The 12,902-nt window shown below is 69.0% G+C and carries 8 protein-coding genes; 4 read left to right on the top strand and 4 right to left on the bottom strand.

Annotated features, from left to right (window positions below; genetic code table 11):
- Positions 1 to 37 precede the first annotated feature (37 nt).
- The gene (cobN, locus tag ACZ7SW_RS42995) at positions 38 to 3,643 is read left to right on the top strand and encodes a cobaltochelatase subunit CobN (protein ID WP_470236183.1); all 3,606 of its coding nucleotides are present in this window, start codon (positions 38 to 40) and stop codon (positions 3,641 to 3,643) included.
- Between the two features lie 560 nt (positions 3,644 to 4,203).
- Complete coding sequence (locus tag ACZ7SW_RS42990; protein ID WP_470236134.1) at positions 4,204 to 5,424, top strand: chitinase; 1,221 nt, start codon at positions 4,204 to 4,206, stop codon at positions 5,422 to 5,424.
- A gap of 71 nt (positions 5,425 to 5,495) precedes the next feature.
- On the opposite strand, the gene ACZ7SW_RS42985 is transcribed toward ACZ7SW_RS42990, so the two are convergent.
- The 4 genes from ACZ7SW_RS42985 to ACZ7SW_RS42970 form a co-directional block, all read right to left on the bottom strand.
- The gene (locus ACZ7SW_RS42985) at positions 5,496 to 6,602 is read right to left on the bottom strand and encodes a dihydrofolate reductase family protein (RefSeq protein ID WP_470236182.1); all 1,107 of its coding nucleotides are present in this window, start codon (positions 6,600 to 6,602) and stop codon (positions 5,496 to 5,498) included.
- A gap of 32 nt (positions 6,603 to 6,634) precedes the next feature.
- Positions 6,635 to 7,867: an aldehyde dehydrogenase family protein gene (locus ACZ7SW_RS42980; protein ID WP_470236133.1), complete on the bottom strand. Its 1,233-nt coding sequence runs from the start codon at positions 7,865 to 7,867 to the stop codon at positions 6,635 to 6,637.
- A 662-nt stretch (positions 7,868 to 8,529) separates the two neighbouring features.
- Positions 8,530 to 9,246, bottom strand: a complete 717-nt coding sequence (locus ACZ7SW_RS42975; RefSeq protein WP_470236181.1) for a M50 family metallopeptidase — start codon at positions 9,244 to 9,246, stop codon at positions 8,530 to 8,532.
- A gap of 208 nt (positions 9,247 to 9,454) precedes the next feature.
- On the bottom strand, positions 9,455 to 10,381 hold the full coding sequence (locus tag ACZ7SW_RS42970; protein ID WP_470236132.1) for a DNA-3-methyladenine glycosylase family protein: 927 nt from the start codon (positions 10,379 to 10,381) through the stop codon (positions 9,455 to 9,457).
- A 167-nt stretch (positions 10,382 to 10,548) separates the two neighbouring features.
- Here ACZ7SW_RS42970 and ACZ7SW_RS42965 point away from each other — a divergent pair, with 167 nt between their 5' ends.
- On the top strand, positions 10,549 to 11,310 hold the full coding sequence (locus ACZ7SW_RS42965) for a class I SAM-dependent methyltransferase (protein WP_470236131.1): 762 nt from the start codon (positions 10,549 to 10,551) through the stop codon (positions 11,308 to 11,310).
- Positions 11,311 to 11,347: 37 nt separating this feature from the next.
- Positions 11,348 to 12,670 (top strand): M20 family metallopeptidase, encoded by a 1,323-nt coding sequence (locus ACZ7SW_RS42960; protein ID WP_470236130.1) that lies wholly within the window; start codon positions 11,348 to 11,350, stop codon positions 12,668 to 12,670.
- Positions 12,671 to 12,902 lie beyond the last annotated feature (232 nt).

Below are 12,902 nucleotides of genomic sequence, written 5' to 3'. Positions count from 1 at the left end.
ACGACCCGGGGCGCGGACACCCCGAGTGAGGAACGCCGTGATCCTGCTGCTGTCCACTTCGGACACCGACCTGCTCAGCGCCCGGGCCAGCGGCGCGGACTACCGGCTCGGCAACCCGTCCCGGCTGCCGCTGCCGGAGCTGCCCGGTCTGCTGGAAGGCGCGTCGATCGTCGTCGTCCGGATCCTCGGCACGCCGCGGACCTGGCAGGAGGGCCTGGACACGCTGCGCGCGTCCGGTGCGCACGTGATCGTGCTCGGCGGCGAGCAGACGCCGGACGCGGAGCTGATGAAGCTCTCCACCACTCCGGCCGGGATCGCCGCGCAAGCGCATCTGTACCTCGCGCAGGGCGGTCCGGAGAACCTCGCGCAGCTGCACCGGTTCCTGTCCGACACCCTGCTCCTGACCGGCGAAGGCTTCGAGCCGCCCGCCGAACTGCCGTCGTGGGGCGTGCTCTCGCGGCCGGCGTCCTCGAATGACGGCCCGGTCATCGGGATCCTCTACTACCGCGCGCACCACCTGTCCGGGAACACCGGCTTCGTGCACGCTTTGGCCGACGCCGTCGAGTCCGCGGGCGGCCGGGCGTTGCCGATCCACACCGCGTCCCTGCGCACGCGCGCGCCGGAGATGATGGCTGAGCTGGGCAAGGTCGACGCCCTGCTGGTCACTGTGCTGGCGGCGGGCGGCACCCGTCCGTCGGAAGCCGGGGCGGGCGGGGACGACGAATCGTGGGACGTCGCGGAAATGGCCGCGCTGGACGTGCCCGTGCTGCAAGCGCTGTGCCTGACCAGCGACCGCGAAACCTGGGCCGCCAGCGACGACGGCCTGTCGCCGCTCGACGCGGGCAATCAGATGGCGGTACCGGAATTCGACGGCCGGATCATCACCGTCCCGTTCTCCTTCAAGGAATTCGACGACGACGGCCTCCCGCGCTACCTCGCCGACACCGAACGAGCTTCCCGCGTCGCCCGCATCGCTCTCGCGCACGCCCGGCTCCGGCACACCCCCGCTTCCTCGCGCCGAATCGCGCTGATGCTGTCCGCCTATCCGACGAAACACTCGCGCGTCGGCAACGCCGTCGGTCTCGACACCCCCGCTTCGGCGATCAAACTCCTGCGCCTGATGCGAGACCGCGGCTACGACCTCGGCGCTGAGGCTTTCCCCGGCGTCGACCCGACCGGCACCGACCAGCCGGACGGCGACGCGCTGATCCACGCCCTGATCGCTGCGGGCGGCCAGGATCCTGAGTGGCTCACCGAAGAACAACTCTCCGGCAACCCGATCCGCGTGCCCGCCGCCCGCTACCGCTCGTGGTTCGCCGAGCTTCCCGCCGAGCTGCGAGAAGCGATGGAAGAACACTGGGGCCCCGCGCCGGGTTCGCTGTATGTCGACACGTCGGCGAACCCCGAGGGGGACATCGTCCTGGCGTCGCTGCAGTCGGGCAACGTCATCCTGATGATCCAGCCACCGCGCGGTTTCGGCGAGAACCCGGTCGCGATCTACCACAACCCGGACCTGCCGCCGAGCCACCACTATCTCGCCGCGTACCGCTGGCTGGAAGAGGAATTCGGCGCCCACGCCGTCGTCCACCTCGGCAAACACGGTTCGCTGGAATGGCTGCCCGGAAAGACGGCGGGACTCTCCGCCTCCTGCGCCCCCGACGCCGTACTGGGCAATCTGCCTTTGGTGTACCCGTTCCTGATCAACGACCCCGGCGAAGGCGCGCAAGCGAAACGCCGCGCGCACGCGACCATCGTGGACCACCTGGTCCCGCCCATGGCCCGCGCCGAGTCGTACGGAGATCTGGCCCGCCTGGAGCAGTTGCTGGACGAACACGCCAATATCGCCGCGATGGACCCGGCGAAACTCCCGGCCATCCGCGCCCAGATCTGGACGCTCATCCAGGCCGCGAAACTCGACCACGACCTAGGCGTCGACGAACGCCCGCACGACGCGGAATTCGACGACTTCCTGCTGCACATCGACGGCTGGCTGTGCGAGGTGAAGGACGCCCAGATCCGCGACGGCCTGCACATCCTGGGCGAGGCCCCGGTCGGCGAGGCCCGCGTCAACCTGGTCCTCGCGATGCTCCGAGCCCAGCAAATGTGGGGCGGCAAGCAAGGCGCCGTCCCCGGCCTGCGCTCCGCCCTCGGCCTGAAGGAAAACTCGGACGCGCCACTGTCCGAAGTAGACGCCATCGAAGCCACCGCTCACACGCTGGTCTCCGCCATGGAAGCCCAGTCGTGGTCCCCCGCCTCGGTTTCTTCGGTCGTCACCGACGTGCTGGGATCCCTCGACGCCGAAGTCGCCCGCGTCCTGACCTTCGCCGCCACCGAAATCGTCCCCCGCCTGGCTGGCACCTCGTCCGAAGTAGACGCGGTCCTCCACGCCCTGGACGGCGGCTACATCCCCGCCGGCCCCAGCGGTTCCCCCTTGCGCGGCCTGGTCAATGTCCTGCCCACCGGCCGAAACTTCTACACGGTGGATCCGAAGGCCATCCCCAGCCGCCTAGCCTGGGAAACCGGCCAAGCCCTGGCGGACTCCCTGCTCCGCCGCTACCGCGAAGACACCGGCGACTGGCCACGGTCCGTCGGCCTCTCCGTCTGGGGCACCTCCGCCATGCGCACCTCCGGCGACGATGCCGCGGAAGTCCTGGCACTGCTGGGCATCCAGCCAGTCTGGGACGAAGCCTCCCGCCGAGTGACCGGCATCGAACCCATCCCGCTGTCCGAACTGGGCCGCCCCAGAATCGACGTGACAATCCGCATCAGCGGCTTCTTCCGCGACGCCTTCCCGCACGTCATCACCCTCCTGGACGACGCCGTCCGTCTGGCCGCCTCCTTGGACGAACCGGAATCCTCCAACTACGTCCGCGCCCACGTCGCCGCGGACCTGGCTGACCACGGCGACGACCGCCGAGCCACCACCCGTATCTTCGGCTCGAAACCAGGCGCCTACGGAGCCGGTCTGCTCCCCCTGATGGACTCGGGAAACTGGCGCGACGACAAGGATCTAGCCGAGGTCTACGCAGTCTGGGGCGGCTTCGCCTACGGCCGACACCTGGACGGCCGTCCGGCTCGCGAGGACATGGAATCGTCCTACAAACGCATTGTGGTGGCCGCGAAGAACACGGACACCCGCGAACACGACATCGCCGACTCGGACGACTATTTCCAGTACCACGGCGGAATGATCGCCACCGTCCGAGCCCTGACCGGCTCCGCCCCAGCTTCCTACGTCGGCGACTCCACCACTCCCGACGCAGTCCGCACCCGCACCCTGGGCGAAGAAACGGCCCGCGTCTTCCGCGCCCGAGTAGTCAACCCACGATGGCTGTCCGCCATGCGCCGCCACGGCTACAAGGGAGCCTTCGAACTCGCGGCAACCGTGGACTACCTCTTCGGTTTCGACGCGACAGCTGGCGTAGTCGGCGACTGGATGTACGAAAAGTTGTCGCAGTCGTATGTTCTGGACGAGGAAAACCAGCAATTCTTGCGAGACGCGAACCCATGGGCTTTGCGGGGAATCATCGAACGCCTAACGGAAGCCGCGGACCGAGGCCTGTGGGAAGAACCGGATCCGGAGTTGCTGGCCCAGATGCGCGAGGTATACCTGACCCTGGAAGGCGACCTGGAGAACGACTAACGGACGGCTTGCCCTTCTCACCGGGTTCGCTTCGACCGGAACTTCGCCAACCCCGCCGCCCAACTCTCCCGACGCACGCAGGCACCCACACCACCACCCCCGCACCCCGATACGAAGCCAAAATGCGGTCTGGGGTTGCTTGTCAAGGCATCTTTCCCGCCTTGACAAGCAACCCCAGACCGTCATCACAATCAAGCTTCGGGGTGCCCCACGCCGGATCGAGCGCAATGTCGCCGCCAGGCGACGAGCCCGCCCCCACCTCACCCACACCACCACGACTCCCGCCACCACCCTCGCTCCCCAGCCGACCACCCCGCAGCCCCTCACTCTCCCCCCGCCAAACCGCCCCTCACCCCTCCCCAACAGACCACCCGCCCCACCGGTCCTCCCCCCTTCGCCCAAACCCACTGCCCCACAAGGGTGAACCCCCCAACCCAAATCCCGGCATACCCCCCGAACCCACCCCCCACCGGACAACTACAACCCCCCGCACCTTGACTTCACAATGGTCTAGTCCAATGCTTACCGCATCAATTCCCCGCATGTTCGCCGGAGGACAGATGCAGCGAAGCAGACTGGCCGCCACACTCGTCGCCGCCGCTACCGTGGCCGGAGCAGCTGCCGTCGTGGCCGCGACCGCCCACGCGCAGACCGGGACGTCGACCGGCCTCGACAACAACTGGTACGCCGCCGCGCCGTACCTCATGCCGCAGAGCAACAACCCTCCCGACCCGGTGACCGTCATGAACGCGACCGGGCAGAAAGCGTTCCAGCTGGCCTTCATCCTCGCGCCCAAGAGCGGCGGATGCAGTCCCACCTGGGACGGCACCACGCCGGTTTCCTCGGACACGACCGTCGGCGACGCGATCAACCGCATCCGCGGCAACGGCGGCGACGTGTCGGTGTCGGTCGGCGGTTACGGCGGCACGAAACTGGGCCAGACCTGCGGCACCGTCGACGCGACCGCTGCCGCCTACCAGCAGGTCGTGGCGAAATACAACCTGAAAGCCATCGACTTCGACCTCGAGGAACCCGAGTACGAAGACACCGCAGCCATCGCGAACGAACTCGGCGCCGCGAAGAAACTGCAGGCGGACAACCCCGGGCTGTTCGTCTCGGTGACCATGCCGGGCACCGCCGCGGGCACCGGCTGGTTCGGCACCCAGTTGCTGGACCAGGCGAAGTCGATCGGCTTCTCCCCCAACAACTTCTCGATCATGCCGTTCGACGGCGGCTTCACCGGCGGCGGCGCGTCGCAGGTGTCGGCGCTGGAAGCGTTCCACGGCCTGCTCCAAAGCCATCTCGGCTGGGACAGCGACACCGCGTATTCGCACGAGGGTTTCTCCGGAATGAACGGGAAATCCGATTCGGCGGAAATCTTCAACGTTTCCGATTTCCAGACCGTGTACGACTACGCGACCAGCCACCACCTCGGCCGGTTCACTTTCTGGGCAGTGAACCGCGACCGGCACTGCACGACGACGACCGACAACAGCGTCTGCTCGAACGTCCAGCAGAACGACTGGGACTTCACGAAGTTCACCACCCGGTTCGCCGGCGCGACCCCGCCGCAGACCACTCCGCCGACGACCCCGACCAGTCCGACCAGCAATCCCCCGGGCACCTGTTCGGCACCGGAATGGCAGAAAACGCAGGTCTACACCGGCGGCACCGTGGTCGCGCACAACAGTCACAAATGGACCGCCAAATGGTGGACCCAGGGCGAGGAACCCGGCACGACCGGCCAATGGGGCGTCTGGACCGACAACGGAGGCTGCTGACCGGCTAGGTTTCCCGATCGGGCGCTGCGGATTCCACGCCGCAGCGCCCGATCGTCAGCTGCTTTAAGAAATCAGGGACGAACGCCCGGCAGATGCGTATTGGCCCGGCGCACTTCCGAAGCCAACGCGGGCACCTCGATCACCCGGCGTCCGGCCGCGACCAGCCGCTCGACCCCTTCGGCCTCGACGAACAACGACGGTTCCCGCCAGGCCATCACCACCCGCGGAATGGCCGTTTCGAGGATCAGCTGAGTGCAGCTTTTGGGATGGGACGCGCGATCGCTGCACGGTTCGAGCGAGCTGTACATGGTCGCGTCGGCGAGCCGCGGGTCCTGCGGATCGAGCTTCGCCAGCGCGGACTCTTCCGCGTGGTTGTGCGGATCGCCCTCGCCCGAATGCCCGGTGGCGAGCACCGTCCCGTCGGGCAGCCCGACGACCGCGCCGACCCGAAACGTCGAACTCGGCGGACACTCGTCGGCGAGCTCGATGGCCTGACGCAACCGCAGCAGATCGAGCGACGACGGTTCGGCCGCGGCGCGATACCGAAGCACCGCGACGTCTCCGAGCCGCCGCATTTCCGTCAGCTCCAACGGCCGAGGGAACGCACCCGGCCCGAGAAACCGCGGCGCGCGCGGGTCGCCGACCATGATCGGCGCGATCGCGAGCCGGAGTTCGTCGGCGAGCCCGGCGTCGAGGAACTGCGTGTGCACCGCCCCGCCGCCCTCGACGAGCAGCGTCCGGATCCCTCGCGCGCCGAGGTCGTCCAAGACGCGCTCCAGCCGTGGAGGACTGCCGACATCCACCACAGTCGCGACTGTGGTGAGACTGTCCGCGCTGCCCCGCGGCGCGTAGACGAGCTTCTCGGTGTCGCCGACGGTGAAGAACCGCGACGCCGGATCCAGCTTGCCGCTGCTCGTGACCGTCACTTTGACCGGTTGCTCCGCCAGCCCCGCCGCGACGCGCTCGCGACGCAGTTCGGCGGAGCGCACGAGAAGCCGCGGGTTGTCGGCTCGCACCGTGCCCGCGCCGACGAGGATCGCGTCGGCCTCGGCACGGAGCCGGTCGACCTCCGCGAAGTCGTCCTCGTTGGACAGGAGCAGACGGGTGCTGCCGGCGTCGTCGAGGTAGCCGTCCAGCGATTGCGCCGCGGACAGCAGGACGTGCGGCCGCCCGGTCATCGTGCCCATCCGCTCATCGTGCTCCGGCCAGGTCAGGCAGGCACCACGGCGTACTGGCGGACGTACAGGTCGGTGTAGGTCACCGGTCCGCGCGGACCCGGCACCCGGTCGAGGTTGATGCCGGTTTCGGGCACCGCGAGCAGTTTGAAGCCGTCCAGCAGACGGGTCGGCGCGTTCCAGAACACGCCCGTGCCGGTGTAGCCGTCGAAGAACTGCTCCGCGGCCGCCGGGTCCTCGGTCGCGATCCCCGCGGCGAGCCCGGACGTGCGCTCGTTCGCGATCTCGACCGCGTCGACGAGCCCGCCGACCTTCTCCACCGTGACGGTCGCCTCCCGCTCGGAGTCCAGCGCCCACTCGTAGCCGATCGGATGCTCGTGCGGCGCGAGCGAAGGCGTGACGCCACGCTCGGCCAGCGCCGACTCGATCTGCGGCCAGACGGTGTCGTACACGCCCTCGTGGATCAGCAGCAGGTTCAGCCGGTTGCAGACGCCGAGCCGGTCAAGGCTCGAGAACACGAGGTCACGGACCTTGGCCGCATCCGCCGCGGCGTCGACGTACAGCACTCCGCCGCCGTCGGCATGCGCCAACGTGCGCACCCCGTGCACCGCGGCCTCAGTCGCCAGCGCGCGAGTGCTGTCGCCACTGCCGCGCAGGATGACGAGCGGCACGAGCCCAGGCAACCGAACCAGCGCCGACGCCGCTTCCCGCTCCACACGCGGCACCAGCTGCACGACGTCCGGGTCGATCCCAGCTGCCTCGAGCGCGGGCGCGATCACGACGTCCCGCAACCGCTGCGCAGACCCCAGCGCGGCCGACCCAGTCCGCAGCACGCCACCGTTACGCGACTTGACCAACTGCGACGCCACATCGACCGTCACGTTCGGCCGCGCCTCATAGTTCGCACCGATGACACCCACCGGACGCCGCCGCTCGACCAGCCGCAGCCCACCGTCCAACGTGGACACCGGAACAGACCGCTCCTGGTGCGGCGCGCCGGCCAGCAGCCGCAGTTGTGCGGCCATCCCGTCAAGCCGCTCGGGCGTGATGGTGAGCCGGTCGAGCAGACCAGCGCTCATCCCGTCGGCCGTAGCCTTGGCAACGTCGGCCCGGTTGGCGTCCAGCACCTCGTCCCGGTGCGCGACGAGCCGCTCCGCCATCCCGACGAGCGCCGCATCCACCGCCTCGTCCCCGGCGGCAGCCAACGACGGCGCAGCCGCCTTCGCCGCCCGCGCACACTCCTCGACGGCCTTCGCGACCTCGTCCATCGCCTGTCTCCCTCCGGCGGCTCAGCAGACGTCCAGTCTGCCGTACCGCCCACATGGGGAGACGACGGGCTCAGCCCTCGGGACACTCGCGACACCAGTCTCCTGGTGGACCACATGGTCGACAACGCCGCCGCTCACGACCGCTGCGCACTATCCGCGGTCTGCCGCCGTAGGCGGGGACAGGGACGCGCCCGGGCCAGCCACCGGCGCCTGCTGGTCTACGGCCGTGCCAAGGCCCGCGATCGCGTCCTCGCGCCGCCACGCCGTCCACCGCCGCGCGCTGTCCACCGCTGTCACGCCGTCCGCAGCTGTCACGCCCTCCGCCGTTGTCGCGCCGTCCGCGGCTGTCACTCCGTCCGCCGCTGTACCGCCCCGCCCAGCTCGCCAACCGCCGCGAACTCATACGGCGATCCGGCCAGCAGGCAAGCCGCGCAACCCAACCACCGGTCTCGCGCCGCAACCCGATGTCCACGGACGTCGCCGCCAGACCACCGACCGCTCCGCCCGCAACCCAGCGACCCCGCGCAGTCACACGATGCGACCAGCCCAGCAGGCCCGCGCAGTCACACGACACGGCCAGTCCAGCGGCCCCGCGCGGTCCCGCCGCGCGCCCAAGCCACCAGCCCGCGTCAGCTCGCCGCGAACCAGCCTCAGTAACCGCGTCACAACGCCAACGGCTGCAGCAACCACAACCCGCCCGCGATAACGCAGCTCACCGTGAGCACGCTGAACACCAGCACCCACAAGACCGCGGGCACAGCGGTCAACCGGCTCAGCTGATCGGCGTCGGAGTCCCGCGCCTGGCCACGCCGCCGTTTGAGCTGAAGCTCCACCACCGGCCGGACCCCGCCGAACAGCAGGAACCAGGTCAGCAGATACACGAACGGCGCCTGCACCACCTTCGGGGCGACCAGAGCCACGAGCCCGAGCACGACGGCGCTCGCCACCACTGTGAACACGCCATAGGCATTGCGCACCATGATCAGCACACCCAGCAGCAGCAACGCGACCAGCACGAGCACCGCGGTGATCAGGTCAGCCCCGACCAGGCTCGCGAACAGCAGCCCCAAGACCGACGGCGCGACATACCCGGCCAATGCCGTGAACGCCATCCCCGGCCCCTCCGGCTTGCCGCGCGACACGGTGACCCCGGAGGTGTCCGAGTGCAGCCGGATCGACCGCAACCGCCGTCCGACCGTCACCGCGGCCAGCGCGTGTCCGGCCTCGTGCACGATCGTGATGACGTTGCGGGCGAACCGCCACGGCGTCCCGCCGGCGAGTACCACCAGCAACGCGATACCGCCGGTGACCAACGTGATGACGCTCGGCGTGTTCGCCTGTTCCAGCGCCGCACCGACTGTCCCAGTGCCCGCAGCCATGGCCGCACCAGAGATTTCTCCGGTGCCCGGTCGAGCACTGAGCACAGTCGAGACGGCGAGTGCAGGCGTAGTCACGCGGACACCTCACCACAGGCGCTATTTGGCCCCTGTGAGTGCCCAGGCGACAACCGTCGACCGCGATTCGGTATGGGCCGCGGCCTCACTCCATAACGTCTCCCTCCTGTCGATCCGCGACTTCAAGCAGCGCTCAGTCCGCCACCTCCCCGGACACCGACGCCCGCAGCCGATCGAGCCGGAACAGATGAGCGACCCACGACCGATACGGACGCCAGTCCTCAGCCAGCGGCTCAAGCTCGTCCGGTGGCGTGTCGGGCGGCAACGCGTACTCCGCGCACAGAATCTGGTGGAGCTGGGTGTCCAGGCGAGGAAAGAGGTCCGGATGTCCCGCGCCGTGCAGCAGGATCTGCTCAGCTGAGAACGCTCCGATGCCCGGAATCGCGCACAGTCGCGTCATCGCGTCGGAGATCGGCATCGCTAGCAACTCCTCGGTGTCGAGACGGCCGTCGGCTGCCGCTCTGGCGACAGCTCGGAGCCGCGCGAGCCGGAACGGTCCGACTGACGGTTCGTCACCCAGCTCGGCCAGAATCTGCGGTGAGGGAAAGGAAAACGGCCCGTCGTCGCCCACCTGGCGGCCGTGTCGCACAACGAGCTGTTCTCGCAGCCGCATTGCCTGCTGTACCCGCATTCCTTGCGTCAGCACGGCCCAGCAGGCCGCTTCGTACGGCGACGAATGCAACACCGGGCGCGCTCCGCTATGGCGAGCCTGCAGCCGACGGACCACGGAGTCGCGGCTCGCGACCTCGGCGAAACCGGATTCGTCGATATCGAGCGAGAGCATCCGGCTCACCTGAGCGACCACCCGCGCGGCAATCTCCACCGGCGCCGCCACGCCGACTTCGACCGTGGCCGGGGATCTCTGCCGGATCGCGGCCCCGGCATGGGTCCAGGTCCCGTCCACCGGGAACGCCAACCGCAGCACGCCCGGTTCGGCTGCGAAGGATCCCACCGGGCCCGCCCCGGCGAGCCACTGCGACGCGGCACTCAGGTCGAAGGCCCCGTGCACGGCGATTTCACCGGTGGGCAGGTCGATCGGACGCAGGATCGGTGCGGTCATCAGACAGTCCTCCTCGCTGGCCTCCGCGGGTCGGAGACCATGCGGACGACGTTAGGAACAGGCACCGACAATGCCGGGCCTCGAACGCTTGATCGGGCCGATCTTCACTCGAATGAGTTAGCCACTGATGCCGCATACTGCCGGTATCCCCCACCGAGAGGACCCCCGTGCCCCACCACAGCACCCAGCAACGGCTCACCGACCTGCTCAGCGAACCGGCCACGACGGTCGACGGCTTCCTCGACACGCTCGGCGACGCTGCCCAAGCCGGCCCGCCAACCGGACTCACTCAGCGGCTCATGCGCACCACGCTGCTGCCGCAGGTCTACGAACGCTATTGGCGGCCAGTGCTCGGCCGCGTGCTCAAAGGCCTCAGCGGCCCGAGCATGGCCGACGAGGTCGCCCTGGCCGCCGAACGTCTCGCACTGCAGCCAGGTCAAGTCGTCCTCGACGTCGCCTGCGGGACCGGCCGGTTCACCCGCGCGTTCGGGGACGCAGTAGGACCGGAGGGGCTCGCGATCGGCCTGGACGGCGCACGCAACATGCTTTCGCGCGCGGTCGAAGAGACTGATTCGCCAACGGTGACTTACCTTCGCGCCGACGCGGTCGAGCCACCGCTGCTTTCGTCCACTGTGGACGCCATCTGCTGTTTCGCCGCGCTGCACATGTTCGCCGAGCCGGAACGCGCACTTGATTCGTTCGCCCGGATTCTGCGGCCCGGCGGCCGAATCGTCCTGCTCACGAGCGCTCGCCGCGACTGCCAGGTGACCCGGATCGCCGACACCGCAGGAGGAATCGTCAGCGGACAACGCATGTTCGACCGCGGGGAGATCGCGGCCGGCCTGCGCGCGCGTGGCTTCGACGAGGTGCGCGAGCAGTACTTCGGAGTCGCCCAACTCGTCTCCGGTCGGCTGCCTGACGTGCAGTGATCCATTTCTGTCGGGGTTCGGGGATAGCATTCCCCGCATGACCCACGCCGCGCCTGTCCCGCCCGACGACAGCCACCTCCGTTCCCTCCTCGAAGCCACCGCCGATGCCGTGGCCGCCGCCGAACCGCTCGCCTCCGATCACGCCGGAGCCGACGCGGGAACCCGTGCTGCGGTTGAAGAAGAAGTGCGCTCGCTGGCCGACGAACTCGTCGCGCTCAGCCAGGATCTGCACGCACATCCGGAGGAAGGGTTTGCCGAACACCGGTCAGTCGGCGCGCTCGCCGAGTTGCTGCGTGCGCACGGACATGAAGTCACCGTCGGGCTCGGCGGGCTGGATACCGCCTTGCGCACTGGAACTCTGGACAACGACGGGCCGCACATCGCAGTCCTGTCCGAGTACGACGCGCTGCCCGGATTGGGGCATGGTTGCGGGCACAACGTTATTTGCACGGCCGGAGCCGGCGGCTTCCTCGGTGCGGCAGCAGTGGCCGAACGACTCGGCGGCCGTGTGTCGCTGGTGGGCACTCCCGCAGAGGAAGGCGGTGGCGGCAAGGAAACGCTTGCGCGCGCTGGGATCTTTGACGATGTCGACGCGGTGATCATGCTGCATCCGTTCAGCCACGACATCGCTCTGCATCCGTTCCTCGGCAGGCGACAACTGGAGATGGTGTTCCACGGCGTCGGCGCGCATGCTTCGGCGCAGCCGTTCATGGGACGCAATGCGCTCGACGCGGCGGTAGCGGCCTATCAAGGAGTGTCCGCGCTGCGGCAACAGTTGCCGTCGAGCGACCGCGTGCACGGCATCTTCACCGACGGCGGCGCGCGCCCGAACGTGATTCCCGCCCGCGCGGCTCTTTTGTTCTATCTCCGGTCGGCGAATCCGGAGACGCTGCGCGACCTGGCCAACCGGATGACCGCGATCGCCCACGGCGCGGCAGAAATGACGGGCTGCGGAGTGGAACTGCACTGGGACGAGCAGCCGGCGTACCTGCCGATCCGGTTCAACACCACGCTGGCCGGCCGGTGGTCGGTCAACCAAGAGGGCACCGGGCGGAAGCCGCTGCCGCCGGGCATCGTGCCGGAGTTCCTGACCGGGAGCACGGACCTCGGAAACTTGTCTTTCCGAATGCCCGCGCTGCACCCGATGATCGCGGTGTCCGGCCCGACGGTCGCGTTGCACACCAAGGAATTCGCCGAGGCTGCCGGGTCGCCGACGGGTGATCAGGCAGTCGTCGACGGTGCGCTGGGCCTGGCACTGACCGCCGCCGACTATCTCGCCGACGCGGACCTGCGCAAAGCCGTGCACGACGAGTTCGAGGCATCGGGAGGGGCGCTGGACGTGCCGAGTTTCTTTGACTGACAGGTGGTGGGAGAGCCGGAGAAGCGGGGGTGACAGCAGGCCGCAAGGCTGGAGAGAGGAGGTGCGTTGGCCGGTTCGATTGGTTGAGCTGGGCTGACGGCTGCAGCAGTGGGGGGTGTCTGTGGGCTCATGTCGCGACGGCACGGCACGGCACGGCACGGCACGGCACGGCACGGCACGGCACGGCACGGCACGGCACGGCACGGCACGGCACGGCACGGCACGGCACGGC

It is taken from the genome of Amycolatopsis sp. NPDC114484 (assembly GCF_055633755.1).
This window is presented reverse-complemented; position numbering and strand designations above follow the sequence as displayed.